This window comes from Thalassospira profundimaris (assembly GCF_003326675.1).
GTDB classification, from domain to species: domain Bacteria; phylum Pseudomonadota; class Alphaproteobacteria; order Rhodospirillales; family Thalassospiraceae; genus Thalassospira; species Thalassospira aquimaris.
In genome coordinates, this window is the sequence record NZ_JPWF01000002.1 from 454,107 (window position 1) to 470,968 (window position 16,862).

13 protein-coding genes are annotated in these 16,862 nt (G+C 53.7%); 7 read left to right on the forward strand and 6 right to left on the reverse strand.

Annotated features, from left to right (window positions below; all coding sequences use genetic code 11):
• Nucleotides 1-141: 141 nt before the first annotated feature.
• Together TH19_RS04585 and TH19_RS04590 are read right to left on the reverse strand one after the other, a co-directional pair.
• The gene (locus TH19_RS04585) at nucleotides 142-1,446 is read right to left on the reverse strand and encodes an HlyD family type I secretion periplasmic adaptor subunit (protein WP_114101141.1); all 1,305 of its coding nucleotides are present in this window, start codon (nucleotides 1,444-1,446) and stop codon (nucleotides 142-144) included.
• Nucleotides 1,446-3,914 (reverse strand): type I secretion system permease/ATPase, encoded by a 2,469-nt coding sequence (locus TH19_RS04590; RefSeq protein WP_114101142.1) that lies wholly within the window; start codon nucleotides 3,912-3,914, stop codon nucleotides 1,446-1,448. The genes TH19_RS04585 and TH19_RS04590 overlap by 1 nt, the downstream gene beginning before the upstream one ends.
• A gap of 416 nt (nucleotides 3,915-4,330) precedes the next feature.
• Between TH19_RS04590 and TH19_RS04595 the strand changes: the two genes are divergently transcribed.
• The 5 genes from TH19_RS04595 to TH19_RS04615 all read left to right on the forward strand — a co-directional run bounded on the left by TH19_RS04595 (nucleotide 4,331) and on the right by TH19_RS04615 (nucleotide 7,197).
• Nucleotides 4,331-5,224, forward strand: a complete 894-nt coding sequence (locus tag TH19_RS04595) for a M48 family metalloprotease (RefSeq protein WP_114101143.1) — start codon at nucleotides 4,331-4,333, stop codon at nucleotides 5,222-5,224.
• A 69-nt stretch (nucleotides 5,225-5,293) separates the two neighbouring features.
• On the forward strand, nucleotides 5,294-5,566 hold the full coding sequence (locus tag TH19_RS04600; RefSeq protein WP_114101144.1) for an HNH endonuclease: 273 nt from the start codon (nucleotides 5,294-5,296) through the stop codon (nucleotides 5,564-5,566).
• Between the two features lie 143 nt (nucleotides 5,567-5,709).
• Entirely contained in the window at nucleotides 5,710-6,441 is a 732-nt protein-coding gene (locus tag TH19_RS04605) for a MarC family protein (RefSeq protein ID WP_114101145.1), read from the forward strand.
• A 97-nt stretch (nucleotides 6,442-6,538) separates the two neighbouring features.
• Nucleotides 6,539-6,829 (forward strand): nucleotidyltransferase family protein, encoded by a 291-nt coding sequence (locus TH19_RS04610; protein ID WP_114101146.1) that lies wholly within the window; start codon nucleotides 6,539-6,541, stop codon nucleotides 6,827-6,829.
• A complete protein-coding gene (locus tag TH19_RS04615) occupies nucleotides 6,826-7,197 on the forward strand; it encodes a HepT-like ribonuclease domain-containing protein (protein ID WP_114101147.1) in 372 nt (123 codons plus the stop codon). The genes TH19_RS04610 and TH19_RS04615 overlap by 4 nt, the downstream gene beginning before the upstream one ends.
• Nucleotides 7,198-7,216: 19 nt before the next feature.
• Here the strand turns inward: TH19_RS04615 and TH19_RS04620 are convergent, their stop codons facing one another.
• From TH19_RS04620 to TH19_RS04630, 3 genes are all read right to left on the reverse strand, one after another.
• Complete coding sequence (locus TH19_RS04620; RefSeq protein WP_114101148.1) at nucleotides 7,217-8,236, reverse strand: Ldh family oxidoreductase; 1,020 nt, start codon at nucleotides 8,234-8,236, stop codon at nucleotides 7,217-7,219.
• 56 nt (nucleotides 8,237-8,292) lie between these two features.
• Nucleotides 8,293-9,441 (reverse strand): HPP family protein, encoded by a 1,149-nt coding sequence (locus tag TH19_RS04625; protein ID WP_114101149.1) that lies wholly within the window; start codon nucleotides 9,439-9,441, stop codon nucleotides 8,293-8,295.
• A 957-nt stretch (nucleotides 9,442-10,398) separates the two neighbouring features.
• Nucleotides 10,399-12,783: a transketolase gene (locus TH19_RS04630; RefSeq protein WP_114101150.1), complete on the reverse strand. Its 2,385-nt coding sequence runs from the start codon at nucleotides 12,781-12,783 to the stop codon at nucleotides 10,399-10,401.
• Between the two features lie 378 nt (nucleotides 12,784-13,161).
• Between TH19_RS04630 and TH19_RS04635 the strand changes: the two genes are divergently transcribed.
• Entirely contained in the window at nucleotides 13,162-14,202 is a 1,041-nt protein-coding gene (locus TH19_RS04635; RefSeq protein WP_114101151.1) for a hypothetical protein, read from the forward strand.
• A 378-nt stretch (nucleotides 14,203-14,580) separates the two neighbouring features.
• Entirely contained in the window at nucleotides 14,581-15,381 is an 801-nt protein-coding gene (locus TH19_RS04640; protein ID WP_147250711.1) for an ABC transporter substrate-binding protein, read from the forward strand.
• 187 nt (nucleotides 15,382-15,568) lie between these two features.
• Here the strand turns inward: TH19_RS04640 and TH19_RS04645 are convergent, their stop codons facing one another.
• On the reverse strand, nucleotides 15,569-16,801 hold the full coding sequence (locus tag TH19_RS04645; protein WP_114101153.1) for a methionine gamma-lyase: 1,233 nt from the start codon (nucleotides 16,799-16,801) through the stop codon (nucleotides 15,569-15,571).
• Nucleotides 16,802-16,862: the final 61 nt, after the last annotated feature.

The following is a 16,862-nucleotide window of genomic DNA, read 5'->3' on the forward strand; positions in this document are numbered from 1 at the left end:
TCAACCACTGATAGCTTGAAAATCAAGCTGCTTTAGTTTTTTTTCATGTTTTTTGGGGATTTGGAAGCCGGAAATACAAACTGTCAGATTCTGTCAGGTTGTATAGGTCAGATCAGACCATCGACCAAAACGTGCAGAAGCCTATTGTTCGCGGAAAGCCCGCTCGAAACTGGTGGTAATCGGGGAAAACAGGTAGGCCAGAATGGTGCGGGAACCCGTCACAATCTCCAACTGGGCAGGCATACCAGGGGATAGTATCATGCCTTCATGCTCGGCTAGGCTCTCGGCATCGATCTCAACCATAGCCTGAAAATAGGATCGACCTTCCGAATCGGTAAGGCGATCTGGCGATACATCGGTCACCACACCCTTGACCGGGGCGAACCAGCGCTGGCTAAACGCTGTGACGCGAATATTCACACCAAGCCCTGTGGAAACCACATCGATATCGTTGGGCGAAACCCTTGCCTCGATCACCAGACGGTCATCAAGTGGTACGATTTCCAGAATTTGGGCACCCGGCGGAATAACCCCGCCCACGGTGGTGAATTGCATGTTGGTCACAGTGCCGTTGCGCGGTGCCTTGATGTCGGATCGCACCAAAACGTCTTCCGCCGAACGCAACCGTTCATTCAGATCTGAAATCTCGCTTTGAACATCGCGCAATTCGGTATTGATCGACTGAAGATGGTCGCGCATCAACTGCGACTGGCTTGCCTTGACCTGCTGGATTTGCTGTTCGATCCGCGCGATATCGGCGGAATACCGCCCGATATTACCAAGCGTTTCGACCAAGCGGCTTTCAAGCTGAAGCAACCTTGTCCGTCTGGCATAGCCAAGCTCGACCATCGGTTTGACCATCGCCAGCTCTTCCTTGACGATGCCCACCTGTTGCTCTGACGCTGTTTTCTGCTCGCGGGTCCCAACGATTTCGCGGCGCAATTCCTTGATCCGCTCGTCATAAAGATCGACCTCGCCCTTGAAAGCACTGCGGCGGCTTTCAAACAGGGTCCGCTGCGAGTCCGTGATCGAGAAATAGCGCGCATCATTCAGCACTGCCGGGAACACCAGATCATCTTTTTGTTCACGTTCGGCGATCAGGCGCGTCTGGGTCGCCAGCGAATTCAGATAACGGTTGTTGAGAAGATCAAAACTGGCGCGGGACCGCGTATCATCAAGTTTGATCAAAACATCACCCGCCTTCACCCGCGCGCCATTGCGCACCAGAATTTCGCGAATGATGCCGCCTTCAAGATGCTGCACACTCTGTCGGCCGGAAAACGGCGCAACCACGCCACTTGCAGTTGCCGCAGAATTGACCTCGGCCGTTGCCGCCCAAAGAAACACCGATCCAAATCCAAGAACAAGAATCAACAGACCAAGCCTTACCAACGGCTTGACGTCGGTATCAAGTTGACGGGCGGTTGGTAATTGCACTCCTGACATCAGGCACCACCCCGTCGACGTTCAGCTGATCCCTCAACAACACGCAACTGCGGCCGCCCCCGCTGTGGAACATCGCCCGAAGGTGCCGTTTTGGCCTGCGCCCGACGTGCCGCAGCACGTTCAGCAGCCGCACGCTCGGCATCTTCACGCACCTTGCGCATCCGCATGGCGGCGTCTTCGCGTGCCTTTGCCGCGGCCTGGGCGTCGGTCAATTGACGCTTGGGTGCCGGGACCTTGCGGGCCTCGGTTTTCTTTCGTTCCGGTTGCGGTTTTGCGGCGGCCTTTACACGCGGACGCTCGGTCTTTTGCGGCTTTTCTTCATCGGACCAGCTGACAGATTTCTTAACCGGCGCAGGTTCTTCAACCTTTGGCGTCACCGGACGCATCGTCATCATTGTTCCGCCCGGCGTGGGTTGCGGCTTCATTTCCGGCTTGATGCCTGCCGCTGCCTTCGCGGCCTGCACCCGACCGGAGCCGGTTTCACCTGCAAGCCCAAAGTCCTCGATCTCGGGTATTTCGTCTTCTTCCAGATCAAGCATATCCATAACACTGGCGGGATGCTGCCCCATGGCCGAATTCTTTTCGACAATCGGGCGCGGTGCCTCGGGATTGGGGACTTCGATCTGTTTGGGTGTGATGCGCATTTGCCCGTCGACATTTTCTGCGGCACTTGCATCTGCTGCCACTGCGGCCTGTTCCGGCACGGCCGCCGGGCGGGCGGCGGGCGGCAGACCACGGGCAATATCTTCGACTTGAACCGTCGGCTTGCCGGGCGGAAGCTTTGGCGCGTTTTTGACGGGCACCACCTGAATTTGACCATCCGCAAGCGCCAGAATGGCATCGGCGCGGGCAAGAATGGCGCGCTCATGACTGACGATAAAGGTCGTGATGCCGTTCTTGCGCAACACATCAATCAGATCGCTGATATGGGACACCCCGATATCATCAAGGGCGGTTGTCGGCTCGTCCAAAAGCAACATGCGCGGTCTGGAAAACAGGGCCGCGGCCAACGCGATCAACTGGCGCTGCCCACCCGAAAGGTTCCGTCCACCTCGATCGACACGCGTGTCATAACCATCTGGAAGATCAAGGATAAACTGATGCGCCCCGGCCAATTCTGCGGCCTGGATAATGTCGCGCATCTCGGCATTGCCAAGACGGGCAATGTTTTCCGCAATCGTTCCGGGGAACAGGAACGGGTTCTGCGCCAGATAGCCGATCTGCGCGCCGATATCAGCGCGATCAACACGTGATGCTTCAACATCATCAAGCTTCACCGACCCGGAACCGGGCAACCATATCCCCATAATCAGCTTCAAAAGCGCGGTTTTGCCAACGCCATTAAACCCGGCAATCGAAATGATCTGTCCGGGTCCGGCCTTGAACGAGAATCCTTTGAAAAGAACATTGCGACTGTTTGGCGGTGCAAAGACCAGACGATCCACACTGACGGCCATACCACGCCCTCGCGGCAGCGGGGCCGGAACCGTCTGGCGCTTATCAAGCAAGATCTTGTTCAGACGCTCAAACGAACTGCGCGCCGCGTTCCAGCTGCGCCAGGCATTCACCGCCCCGTCAAAGGGGGCAAGCCCGCGCATGCCAAGGATCATCGATGCGACCATGATCCCGATGGTAATGCTTTCCGACAGGACCAGATAGGCACCAACCCCGATAAAGCACACCTGCATCGCAAGTCGGATGAAATGCGAAAGTGTGGTCGATGTGCCCACCCGGCGGCTGGCCTGACCTTCCCAGTAAAGGGAATCCGACTGGTCCGCCTGCCAGCGCTGGCGCGCTGACTGGGTCATGCCCATGGCTTCCATCGCCTCGGCATTGCGGACATAGGTTTCTTCCTGCGCGATCCCGCGGTTCTGGCTTTCTTCGGATCGGTCGACAGAAATCTTGGCCGCCGCCTCGTTGGCAACAGCAATCGCAATCAGCAACACCGCCCCGCCACAGGCCACAAGACCAAGACGGGTATCAAAGATAAACACCACCCCGATATAGACCGGCGCCCACATGAAATCGATCAGGGCAAAGGGCCCGCTTCCGGTCAAAAAGCCGCGCAGACCATAAAGATCGCGCAAAGGCCGCTGACGCATCGGCGCACCGCGTGCCGATTGCTGAACGACATGGGCAAAAAGTTCGCCGCCCAGACGCAGGTCAAGTGCTGTTCCCACCCGGATCAGAACCCGCGAACGCAACTGTTCCATCGATGCAATGAAAAGCAGGACAAGCCCGATCCCCAGCGTCAAAAGCGCAAGCGTATCTACCGAACGGCTGGAAAGGACGCGGTCAAAGACCTGCATCGAATAGATCGGGATCACCATATTCAGAAGGTTGATCACCATCGAGAATCCGCCCACGAGCGCGATCGACCGCCAGAACATCCGTTCAAGCGGGGTGCGATCCCCCTCACGTCCCGCATCCGCTTTGCGGGTTGGCCGGATTTTGTCGAGTAGACCCATTCAATCCTTCCGTTTTGCCACCATTGGCAATCGCTTCATCATACCATGACGCCAAACTTTGGCATCTTGCTTTCACGCATGGCAAACGCTCCGCGCAACAATGCTGCGACGGGCAACCTAGCCGATGGCATACTGCCACTATTCAGTTGGAATATATAAGGATGTGTTAAAATCACGCCACAAATCCCCGTAATTCATCGCCTTATCATCGAACTGACGCACATCTTAACGGTATAGGTCTGCGTTCATCCCTTGAGTAAACGGGCAAGCAGTGCAATCCTTTTCCCATGCGCCAACCATTTGCCATCGTTATGTTTTAATTGGTGCGCCCGGCTTGAATTGCGCAAGGACCCCTTTCGTCCCTATCTCCGGGGAACCGACATGCACCATTTTGAAATGCAACCTGCGGATCGGATATGACAAATAACAGCCCGCAACTTCCGGCATTCATTCAACGCTTTCTTGCCCTTGAACCGGGCGGAATTTCCCATGCAGGCGGCCTGATGGCCTGCATGATTGGTGTTCTTGCGGCCTGCGCCTGGATGCTTGGCGGCATATCCATGATGATTTCGGCCGGAATTGCAGTTGCCCTGATGCTGGCACTGACCCCGATGATCTCGCCGGAAATCCTGATGAAAATCCTGCGTGCCCGACCGCTTTTGGCCCGTGATCATCCCGCCATTCATGAAATGGTTCATTTACTGTGTGAACGCGCCGGACTTGGCCATGATCCCAAACTGTTCATCCTGCCGGGCAAGGGCGCCAATGCGATCACCACCGGCACGGATGACAACACCACAATCGCAATTTCCGATGACGCCCTGCACAACCTGTCACCGCGACAGATGCGGGCGATCCTTGCCCATGAAATCGCCCATGCATGGCACGGCGACACCCGCATCCTTTTGATCACCGATGTCCTTTATCGCGCCACATGGACCATTGCCCTGTTTGGACTGGCGATCTTTATCTTTGGCGACTTCAATCCGCCTGCATGGATGGTCGTGCTGTTTGGCGCGGTGCCGACAATCAGTTTTTTGCTGCAACGTGCGGTCATTCGCGACCGGGAATTTGCCGCCGATCACGGGGCAAGTGATTTGTTAAACGGCCCCGAAGACATGATTGATGCCCTGCTTCATATCGATCAGATCAATCGCAAACGCTTGGGCGTCATCCCCTATCGCAGCACCCAGCCCCCCAGCCTGCTTGATACCCATCCATCTGTCACCGCCCGGATCAAGGCGCTTCGCGCGCTTAAACCCGGCACATGGCAGAAATTCTTTGAAAACCGCAATATGCCCAACCCGTAACAGACCATGTTGCCACCCCCTGATAAAAACGGAACTGATCTTGGCCCGTGCCCGATCTGTGAACGTCCAATGATCGCTGGCGCCAGTGTTGATCGCCATCACTGGCGCCCGAAATCAAAGGGTGGAACCGAGACCCAATGGCTGCACCGCGTCTGTCATCGCATGATTCACCGCCTGCTTGATGAAGCCACGCTTGCACGCGATTACGATGATCCCGCAAAGCTCAAAACCCACCCGGACATCCTTAAATTCATCGCATGGGTCCGTAAAAAGCCCGCCGACTATGTTGACTGGCCCGAAAGCAGCGGTCGTTACGGGCGTAATCGTGGCAAGCGGCGCTAGATCACGTTGCCTGATCTGTCAAAAGACAAAACAATTCCCAACTTGACCATTTACCTGTCAGACTAAGACCGATACATGACCCCGTCCCGGGTCCATCATGACAATGCCCGCAGCCGATTAACCGTCTTTTTCAGGGAAAACCGATGCCAAGCTTTGACATGCTCAATGATCTGATCCCGGTCTTTGTCACGCTTTTTGTGATTATTGACCCGCTGGGTCTGGTTCCGGTTTTCATTGTCCTGACCCAAGGCACCAGTGCTGCCCATCGTCGTCGCATGGCGATCCGCGCTTGCCTGACCAGCTTTTTCATCCTTGCCGCCTTTGCCCTGATCGGCGAGGGATTGCTGGGCATTTTCGGCATCCATATGCCAGCCTTCCGCATCGCTGGCGGAACGCTTCTGTTCCTGATCGCGCTTGAAATGCTGTTTGAAAAACGCAGCCAGAAACGTAACCAGCGCGCCGAACAGGTTCATCAGGAACTCGAAGAAGACCACGAAGCCGAAAAGGCTGAAAAGACGAAATCATCCCCCACCGCAAACGCCACTGCACCCGGGCCCACAATCCCGGATCACGAAGCAGACGATATTTCGATCTTCCCGATGTCGATCCCGTTCCTCTCAGGTCCCGGCGCCATCGCCTCGGTCATGCTGTTGATGGGCAAATTCGAAGACAATATCGCCATGCAGGCCAGCGTGATTGGCGTGGTCGCCGTTGTAATGGCCATCGCCTTTGTCTTCTTCCTGGCATCGAACATCGTCGCCAAACGCCTCAGCCCGACGGTCGCCACTGTGGTATCGCGCCTGCTCGGCATGATCCTTGCGGCCCTTGCGGTTCAGTTCATCATTGATGGCATCAAGCAGGCGTTTTTCCAGTAACGCCCCCCCAACGACGAACAACCTTCCACCATCACTGGCGCACGCCCCTGATCAAAGCTATACTTCACACAGTTCATGCACCGCACAGAGAAAAGTGATGACGCCGTCAGCAGCACTTGAACGCCACAAGGAAGCCATCCGCAAAGTTGTTGAACAACACCATGCAAGCAATGCACGTGTATTTGGCTCTGCTTTGCATGGCAATGACGGCATCAACAGCGATCTTGATATCCTGATTGACCCAACACCTTTGACAACCATGCTTGATATTGGCGCCATCCGTTGCGAACTGCGCTCACTGCTTGGCGTTGAAGTCGATGTATTAACTCCCAATGCGTTGCCGGATTCTTTCCGTCAAAAAGTCCTGCAAGAAGCAAGACCAATATGACGTATAGCAAAACGCGGCTTCGGGATTATCTTCTCCATATCCGAGAATCTATTGCGCGCATCGAACAATATACCAGTGACCATGACGAAACCCGGTTCTTCTCTGATCAGCTTTTGCAGGACGCCGTCATCCGCAATCTGGAGATCATTGGCGAAGCTTCGCGAAACATAACGCGAAACTTTCCTGAGATCGCAACAGCCAATTCCAACATCCCATTTGCATTTGCCTATGACATGCGAAATGCGCTGGCGCATGGCTATTTCAAAGTCGACATGGAAATCGTTTGGAACACAATCCAGCGCGATCTGCCCAACCTTGACCAAAAGGTTGCTGATCTTATTGCCGACACCGACTTTTCCGACAACTGACATTTACCAAAGCACGAAGTCAGCCCGCCTTGGTCAGCGCAACCAGCTCGTCATGCAGGGCCTTGGGGATCGTTACCCCGTTTTGACGGCTGCGTTCGCGGGCCTCGAACCGGCGTTGTGATGGCAGGCGGGCCCCCTGTGCGATGATGCGTTCAAACAGTTCTTCGGCATGATCAAGATGCTTTTGCGCCTCCGCACCAAGGAAGGTTTCCGGGGAAAAGGCGATAATGATCTCGCCGTGATGCGGATTGCCCGGTGCATCTTCGGACGCGGCATGGGTTTCATGGCCCAGCACATCACCAATCAGCGGCCCGGCCAGCAAACCGATCATGGTCGAAAGGGCGGAGCCCTTGTGCCCGCCAAATGTCAGCATCGCCCCTTCCAGTGCCTTGGTGGCGTCCGTGGTCGGCTGGCCATCTTCATCAATCGCCCAGCCTTGCGGAATCTCCTTGCCCGCCCGGCGATGCAGTTCGATCTCACCGCGTGCAATGACGCTGGTCGCGAAATCAAACGTATAGGGCTTCTTGCCCGGTCGCGGCCATGAAAAGGCAATCGGGTTGGTTCCCAAAAGCGGCTTTGCACCACCTGCGGGCGCGACAAAGGCATGGGTCGGCGTCATCGCCAAACCCACCAGCCCTTGGGCGGAGATCTGTTCAACTTCCGGCCACAGGGCCGAGAAATGGAAACTGTTATTGATCGCCAGAACCGAAATCCCGCAATGGCGCGCTTTTTCAACCAGATAAGGCAAGCCTGTTTCAAACGATAAAAGCGAACAGCCCTTATGCGCATTGATGCGCGTGATCGCCGGGGCCTGATCGATGACTTCCGGCAGCACATGGGTATCAAGCCCGCCATTGCGCGCGGTCTGCACGCACCCGATAAGTCGATACAATCCGTGGGAATGGCATTCGTCAATCTGTGCGGTGACAACACTGCGCACAATGGCACTTGCATGTGCGTTGCCAAACCCGTTGTCTTCAAGCACGGCAAGACCAAGTTTTTCGGCCTGTTCAATCGATAGGGTGACGGTATCGGTCATAGGGGCTTCCAACTCTGTAAACACATTCAGTTCGATGAACTGAACTGTGGTGGGGCTTAACTGTTGCTGAGTCCCGCATGGGCAAGGGCAGCAATCAGATCGGTACGGGTAACAATACCGATGATCTTGCTATTTTCAACCACTGGCACCGCATCACAGGCCCCATCCGCCATCAGAGGCAACAAAGCCGCAATCGGCGTACTTGCCGTCGCACGCGGTTCGGTCACTGACATGATTTCAATGGCGCGTACCGGCACGCTGCGTTTTCGATCCATCAGGCGCGCCATTGCCGCCATCAAGCCACGATCAAGCCGTAACGCATCTTCACGCGCCCGCCGGATCAGATGGATCTGGAAAATCACACCAAGATACTGCCCGCTGCCATCCACCACCGGGAGCGAGGTAAAACTGTGCCGACGAAACAGATCGGCAACCTCGCCAAGGGCAGTATCGGCACTGACCGTCACCAGATCACGCGACATGATATCGCCCGTGGTTAACGGACCCGTACGATGGGACGCGACCTGCAATTCTGCGGCCCCGATCAGGCGTGCCAAATCCTCGACACCAAGATTAAGAGACTGGCGATATTGTTGCAGGATGGCATTAAGTTCATCCTCGTCCAGCCCAAGGCGCTCAATCGGCGGGCGGTCGGATGTCTGATGAATGCTTTTGTCATCAAAATGCCGAAGCGGATATGTCCGCCCTGTCATGCGGGCATAGGCCATCGCAATCAGAACCAGCACAACGGTAATCGCCGCCACCGGCGTCAGGACGAACTGAAACCCCATCTCGCTTGCGATATCCGGGCTGAGTGCCGCAACCATCGCAACCGCCCCGCCCGGCGGATGGACCGCACGCACCAGAATCATTGCCGAAATGGCAAGCCCGACGGCCAATGCCACCGACAGAACCACATCATCAATCACCAGACAAACCGCGATCCCGACAAATGCCGCAATCGAATTACCGACAATCGCAGACCAAGGCTGGGCCAACGGACTGTTGGGCACAGCAAACAGCAGTACGGATGACGCTCCGAATGGCGCAATCAGATACAGCCCCATCCCTTGCAAATCAAACAAGGACAGCAGAAATCCTGCCACCCCCAAACCGATCAATGCACCAACACCGGCACGAACAACCTCGAACGGTGTATCAAAGGGCATCGCAGGCAAAAGCCCGCGAATGTAATTATGTTTCATTGGTACGTTTCACAAATACGTTCAATATTGAACGCAAAAACAGTGTTTAATTTTTATAAATTGCGTTTGCTTTACGTACTTTGAATCATCTGCTTGGTCAATCTCTCTCACGACATTCCAATCGCAAATGGGAGGACAAGTTGCCCCCATTATCCTCACGTGCAATATTTACGCGCAAATCAATCCCAGCGCTTCGCCGCACGCAGGATCGCATCGGCACCGATCTGGTAATGATCATAAAGCGCGATGCTATCGCCGCACTGGCCAAAACCGTTCACGCCAAGCGGCGCCACCGCATGGCCATGAACCGATCAACTAGTCACCTCTGATTGGCATCACCACGGCATTTTCACATTTGCTCAGTATGAACCTTTATACATTGCCTTTAGCACGTCATTGATAATTTGGATCACGCTTTTGTTAGTATCAGTCAAATATTTCAATATCTGATTATCGAAGGAGAAAACAATGTTTACAGGTGCAAACTGGAACTCATACCATAAGAATGGAATACTCGTACTCCTAGGCATCAGCATAACGTGCTTAGCCTATTTTGCAGACGCAACACTTTCCAATACCGATTATAGAGCCGTTCTTTTTTTCCCATGCATTGGTACCTAGTTTATTAGCTACCGCACTTGCAGCTAGTTCTGCATTCATGCTTTACAGCAGCAAGACAAGACTATCTAAAGCTAGGAATGGTTTCTGCGTCTCCATCTTCTGCCTGGCCGCAGCTTTCATCAGCGGATTATCTTGGGGATTTACTGCTGATGCGCATACTACTTTAGTAAGAACCGACTTGAATGAACGTCAGAAACTCAACTGTACTATAAAAGCCATAAACAACTCTGCCGGTTGGGATATACTTATTCCCGCAAAAGTTGCACAACAAGTGCTCGATGAATGCCGTCAATAAAGGGTTAGTGAGGGCTACCCGCCCTCACTAAACTACACAAATTAATCCCAACGCCTTGCCGCCCGCAGGATCGCATCGGTGCCGATCTGGTAGTGATCATATAGCGCGATGCTGTCGCCGCACTGGCCAAAACCGTTCACACCAAGCGGTGCAACCGCATGACCACGGACCGAACCAAGCCAGGCAAGGGCGGCAGGATGACCATCAATCACCGTGACAAGGCGGGCATCGGATGCCAGCGGTTTAAGCAGGTTTTCAACATGCGACATTTCGCCCTTTGCCTTGCCTTCAAGGCGCGCGCGTTCCAGATCCTGCCATTCATTGTAAAGCCGGTCGGTGGAGGTCACGGCCAAAAGGCCCAAGCCCGGATGATCTTCGGAAAGCTTTTCCCAGGCGACAATTGCCTCGGGCGCCATCGCCCCGCAATAAGCGATGACCATTTTGCAATCCTTGCCCGGTTCACGCAGCCAATAGCCACCGGAAACGATTTCCGATTTGGTGGCATCGGAAAGATCACGTTCGGGCTGTGCCAGCGGCTTGGTCGACAGGCGCAAATAAACCGATCCGCCCTTGGGTGCCTGCAAATGATCAAATGACCAGCCCATGATGGTGGCAAGCTCATCACCAAAGCTTGGCTCAAAGCTGGTCAGGCCGGGCTGCCCCATGCCGATCATCGGGGTCGAGATCGACTGATGCGCGCCCCCTTCCGGGGCAAGGGTAATGCCGCTTGGCGTTGCCACAACCATGAACCGCGCATCCTGATAACAGGCATAATTAAGCGCATCCAGACCACGCGCAATGAACGGATCATAAAGGGTGCCAATCGGGAATAACCGTTGCCCGAACAGGCTGTGCGACAGGCCAAGGGCCGCCAGATTCAAAAACAGGTTGTTCTCGGCAATGCCGAGTTCAACATGCTGGCCCTGCGGTGATCTGATCCATTTCTGGGCCGAGGGCACCTTGCGTTCGCGGAATTCATCGGCCAGTTCTTCGCGACCAAACAGACCGCGCTGGTTCACAAAGCCGCCAAGGTTGGTCGACACCGTCACGTCGGGCGATGTGGTCACGATGCGATCCGAAAGATCGCTATCTTTCATCTTCGCCAGTTCATTCAGGATTTTGCCAAATACTTCCTGCGTGCTGGATGTTTCCACCCGCGCATAGGGCATTTCAGGAATGGCGATGACCTCGGCCATTTTATGACGCGGGGCACGGTCATTGAACGGCGCATTGGCAATATAATCGCGGACACGCTCGGCACTGACATCAAGGCCCGCCGCCATATCCCATTCCTGCCCGTCGGCAATTTTGTTCTGAAGCTTGAAGGCATCCATCTGCGGGATATTCATCAAGCCCGCATGGTTGTCCTTATGACCCTGAAGCGGCGTGGCATAGCCCTTGACGGTATAGGCAATAAACACTGTCGGCTTGTCATTGGGGACCGCATCAAAGGCATTCAGAACCGCCTCCATGCAATGCCCGCCCAGATTGGTCATCAGATCATGCAGGGCATCATCGTCATAATCGCCAAGCAGGCTTACCAATGCATTATCGCCGGGCATATCGGACAATATCTGTTTGCGCCACGCCCCCCCGCCCTGGAAAGTCAGGGCCGAATAGATATCGTTTGGCGCATCATTCAGCCATTTCTTAAGCGACTTACCACCCGGCTTGGCAAAGGCATCATGAAGCTTGCGGCCATATTTGATGGTGATCACGTTCCAGCCAACCGCACGGAAGAACCGGCCAATAACCCGGAACAGATGCGCATCAATCATGCCATCAAGGCTTTGGCGGTTATAATCGATCACCCACCAGACATTGCGAATGTCATGCTTCCAGGTATCCAGAAGCGCCTCATAGATATTGCCTTCATCAAGTTCGGCGTCACCAACAAGGGCAACCATGCGACCGGGCTTTTCACCCTTGGGCAGCATATCCTTGTAACGCAGGTAATCCTGCGTCAGGGCCGCGAAGTTGGTCACCGCCGCACCAAGCCCGACCGAGCCGGTGGAAAAATCAACCTGATCCCCGTCCTTGGTGCGCGACGGATAGGACTGCGCGCCACCGAACGAACGGAAGTTTTCAAGCTTTTCCTTGGTCTGACGACCGAACAGGTAATTGATTGCATGGAAAACGGGGCTTGCATGCGGCTTGACGGCAACCCGGTCCTGCGGACGCAGAACATTGAAATAAAGCGCCGTCATAAGCGTGGTCATGGAAGCACAGCTTGCCTGATGGCCGCCAACCTTGATGCCGTCGCGTTTCGGACGCAGATGGTTGGCATTATGGATCGTCCAGCTTGACAGCCAGCGCACCTTCTTTTCGATCTGACCAAGCATCTCAAGGTCTTCGGCTTTGACATTGCCGGTGCTGGTTGCTTCGATAATTTCGCCGATTTCCGGGGCGGCATCCTGTGCTGACATATTCCTGATCCCTTTTCACGCCTGATCTTCCGGGTCTCTTTCGGGCGCCTCTTTGGGCCCGTGATATTCCGGTATTGGATTACCGATTTTTAGGCGCCTATTACGGAAATCAAGGGATGACACATGCATTTCACACAAGATTCGTCACATTTGCTTCAAATGTGGAATCGCCTGCGACAATCCCGCTCGAACCTTCGAATTTCCCGTCTGAAACAATATTTCGCGGTTTTGAAACTCCTATATGGAAGGGGCGATTCGCCCAGCGAAGTTTCTCAACCATTCTTTCTAAAACTTGAAAGCTCACAACAACTTTTAATTGACACGAAAACTTGAAATAATAGCAATATATGCATTGCCTAGTATGGATTTGGAGTCCCAATGAATACCGAGATACTTCAGTCTAGCAACATTGCAATTCACTTTGATATTCCCGCGCACGGATTACCCCTTAAAACATTCGTAGAAACGGCTTCCGCAGCAGAGGAAGTCATTGAATCTTTAATTGATCAAATCTTCAATGGCAGTGTGGAATACTCTCTTATTGTTTTACCACCGGAAGTAGGCTCCTTCCGCAGCAAGCTAAAAATAATTGTGATCTCCGTCGGTGCCGCGCTACTTCCTGCTCTTGCAACCGATTTTACATCAGGGTTGATAGAGGGGCTGACTAATCGAAACCCCAATGAGTGGGGCGAATTGGCAGGCCAAGAGCTACGCAATCTATTCTCGTCCGAGGCAATCGCAGATGAACCAGAGGAGGAGCAAACCTCGTTCATTCGCAGTCAGGAATGTAGAGCTGTTGCCAAGATGTTGGCTGCTGCGACAAGTACCTTCATGCAAAGGCCAACGAAAGAATTGATCGAAAGCAATATCTCGACCGAGATGTTCCGGGAGGCATTCGCCGCGCGGAACGCATTTTATATAGCATGTCTCGAACATCACGAGATTTCAGGAGTCAGCTTTGCCGATACCGAAGACTTCGAAGTCCCTCGATCCGCATTTATTGAATTGCAAACAGTAATCCCTCCCAAAGTTGAGGAAGAAGACGAACTGCCGTGGCATGTCGAAACGACGACAATTATCGTTTCATCACCTAACTGGGCAAAAAGTGATAGCAAAAGGCACTGGAAGGGCAAGGACTCAGACGGCCATGATCGCTATTTCACGATTGATGACGACTCATTTTGGTTCCTTGCAGAACATGAAATGCTGAATTTCCATTTTGCAGATCGGCTACGAGTGCAAATCAAATACCATCTGATTGATGATCGAAAGATACACAACACCGTACTACGGGTGCTTCGCTATAATAGCAGACCTGTATCAGAGCCTCTTTCTGAAGACGAACTTGAGGAACTAATTGGACCGCATAAAAAAGGTGAGAACACCCAAAATCAGTTCAATTTATTTGACGACCAATAAGATGCAATACGCCATGCCCCCCACGTAATATGGAAGCAGCAATCAACGCAATCATCAGGCAAAGGCAATCAAATAACCCTGCCACAAAGCACACCAATCACAACGAATGGTCGCAGGTTGAAGATCGTCTGATTGTGTAGCGACCAAACCATCCGTATAGTCCTGCGCTCATATCGCACTATACATCGCTATTATCCCGGAACTCTCTTGGTTTTCTCCGCTTTTATCGCCGCTATCCGCAACACATTCAGACACAGCGCACAGACGATATTGTTTTGCGCTTTACTGTGTACTTTGCCGGGGTTTGCCCCGGTCAAAGCGGATGAAAACACCTTACAACCCGCTGCACCAACACCCGGGCAAGAGATCAGGCTGCCGATGGATCAGCAGTCGGCCTATTGCAAGGGCATCACACCGTGGGATCAATATTCGGAATATCATGTTGAACTATTGCGCCTTGCCACACGATTAAGCGGCAAGGACATCAAGATCACGCCGGTTTGTATGGATTACCCGACCGAGGAACGCCGGGTATCGATGCTGCTTGCCAATGATCCGATCAATACGGTCTATTTTGGCACGTCGCAGGATCGCGAAGACAAATTGCTGGCGGCCTATGTCCCGATCTATCTGGGAACGACCGGGCTTCGGCTTTTTATGGTGCGCGATGACAACCTTGCCGCTCTTAATGGGGTCAGGTCGATCAATGATCTTCGCAAATTTTCGATGGGCCAGGGGCTTGGCTGGCCGGATTCAAAAATCCTGATCGAAAACGGCTTCACGGTTGCCGACGGACGTTACAAGACCCTGCATAAGATGCTCGATGCCAAACGGTTTGATCTTTATCCCCGCGCCTTCTGGCAGATCATCGGGGAATGGAGCTGGATGAAGGATCAGGCACCAAACATCACGGTATCACCGGGCATTGCGCTTTATTATTCGCAGCCGATCTATTTCTTTTTCAGTCCCAAGGAAACGGAGTTACGCGATGCGGTGCAGATCGGACTGGAACGGGCCTATTCAAACGGTTTGATGTTTTATCTTTTAAAGAACCACCCGGAAACAGCACCGTCTTTTCATCTGATTGATTTGCGAAAACTTCGCGTCATTCTCGGAACTAACGAAAATTTGTCGGAAAAATCAAAAGAATCCATGAATAAATACGGACTTTTTGATTAAACCCCCGCTTTAAGCCGAAAAGAGAAACCTGACGCGCCAGCGGGGTACGACCCGATCGGCATGAACCTGCCTTATGTCCGGGCTCTGGCGCTGTGGGGGATGCGCGTCAGGTCAAAAGCCGATCTGTCAAAACAGACCGGCTCTCTCTTCCTCCCCAGAGGTTGTCCTGGAAATCCGTGTTGCCGGATTATTCGGCCGCAATCGCCATCTCGCCACCATCAAGCGCATTGGCAAGATCGGCCAGGATGTCATCAATGCTTTCAAGACCGGCCGACAGGCGGATCAAACCGTCGGTGATCTGATATTCGGCGCGTTCTTCGGCGGTATAGGTCGAATGGGTCATGGATGCCGGATGCTGGATCAGGGTTTCGGCATCACCAAGGCTGACCGCACGGGTGATCATATTAAGACCATTCATCAACTTGCGGCCCGCTTCGATCCCGCCTTTAAGTTCGAATGCGATCATGCCGCCAAAACGGTCCATCTGCTTTTTCGCCAGATCATGCTGCGCAAAGCTTTCAAGACCCGGATAGTAAACCCGGTCGACTTTGGGATGGGCCCCCAGAAACGCTGCGATTTTTTCGGCATTGTCGCAATGGCGCTCCATCCGCAGTTCAAGCGTTTTAAGCCCGCGCATCACAAGATTGGCATCCTGCGCGGATAATACCGCGCCGGTCATGTCCTTAAGACCGACCAGACGCACCTGCGTCATATCTTCAAGCGAACCGATCACCGCACCGGCCATAAGATCACCATGACCGCCAAGATATTTGGTGGCCGAATGCACAACGATATCCGCCCCCAGTTCAATCGGGCGCTGCAAATATGGCGTGCAATAGGTGTTATCAACCACCACCTTGGCACCATGTTTATGGGCAATTTCGGAAATTGCGGCGATATCGACCAGACGCATATTCGGGTTGGCCGGTGTTTCGAAATAGACAATCTTGGTCTTGTCCGAAATCGCCTTTTCAAGCTCCGCCGGATCAGTCAGATCGACATGGGTATGCTTGATGCCAAATTTTTCCAGACCATGCCGGAAATAGGCAAATGTGCAGCCATAAAGGGTGCGATCAACGATGATCTCGTCGCCCGGTTCGATAAAGGTCCAGCAGACCGAGGTAATCGCCCCCATGCCCGATGCGGTCGCAAGGGCGGCTTCACCACCTTCAAGCACCGCCAGACGTTTTTCCAGAAGATCCAGGGTCGGGTTGGAAATACGCGAATAGATAAAGCCCTGCTCGTCACCGGCAAAGAACCGCCCGCCCTGCTCGGCCGTTTCGAACGCAAAGGTCGAAGACATGTAAACCGGCGGGTTCAGCGCGCCATTATGGCTTTGCGGATCATAACCGTGGTGGATCGCACGGGTGGCAAAGCCGGTTTTGGCAACATTGCTGTGGCGGGTGTCATTGGCAGACATGGTAAGACTCCTGAAAAGATGTTTCTTGCCCTCCACTCCGCAATCCGCGTGCCAGATTGCA

Excerpts from the sequence above, each read along its gene's own strand:
- TH19_RS04595 (WP_114101143.1), top strand. The coding sequence starts at position 4,331 with ATGACAAATAACAGCCCGCAACTTCCGGCATTCATTCAACGCTTTCTT.
- TH19_RS04620 (WP_114101148.1), bottom strand. The coding sequence starts at position 8,236 with ATGACCGATACCGTCACCCTATCGATTGAACAGGCCGAAAAACTTGGT.
- TH19_RS04600 (WP_114101144.1), top strand. The coding sequence starts at position 5,294 with ATGATCGCTGGCGCCAGTGTTGATCGCCATCACTGGCGCCCGAAATCA.
- TH19_RS04635 (WP_114101151.1), top strand. The coding sequence starts at position 13,162 with ATGAATACCGAGATACTTCAGTCTAGCAACATTGCAATTCACTTTGAT.
- TH19_RS04610 (WP_114101146.1), top strand. The coding sequence starts at position 6,539 with ATGACGCCGTCAGCAGCACTTGAACGCCACAAGGAAGCCATCCGCAAA.
- TH19_RS04630 (WP_114101150.1), bottom strand. The coding sequence starts at position 12,783 with ATGTCAGCACAGGATGCCGCCCCGGAAATCGGCGAAATTATCGAAGCA.
- TH19_RS04615 (WP_114101147.1), top strand. The coding sequence starts at position 6,826 with ATGACGTATAGCAAAACGCGGCTTCGGGATTATCTTCTCCATATCCGA.
- TH19_RS04605 (WP_114101145.1), top strand. The coding sequence starts at position 5,710 with ATGCCAAGCTTTGACATGCTCAATGATCTGATCCCGGTCTTTGTCACG.
- TH19_RS04640 (WP_147250711.1), top strand. The coding sequence starts at position 14,581 with ATGGATCAGCAGTCGGCCTATTGCAAGGGCATCACACCGTGGGATCAA.
- TH19_RS04585 (WP_114101141.1), bottom strand. The coding sequence starts at position 1,446 with ATGTCAGGAGTGCAATTACCAACCGCCCGTCAACTTGATACCGACGTC.
- TH19_RS04590 (WP_114101142.1), bottom strand. The coding sequence starts at position 3,914 with ATGGGTCTACTCGACAAAATCCGGCCAACCCGCAAAGCGGATGCGGGA.
- TH19_RS04645 (WP_114101153.1), bottom strand. The coding sequence starts at position 16,801 with ATGTCTGCCAATGACACCCGCCACAGCAATGTTGCCAAAACCGGCTTT.
- TH19_RS04625 (WP_114101149.1), bottom strand. The coding sequence starts at position 9,441 with ATGAAACATAATTACATTCGCGGGCTTTTGCCTGCGATGCCCTTTGAT.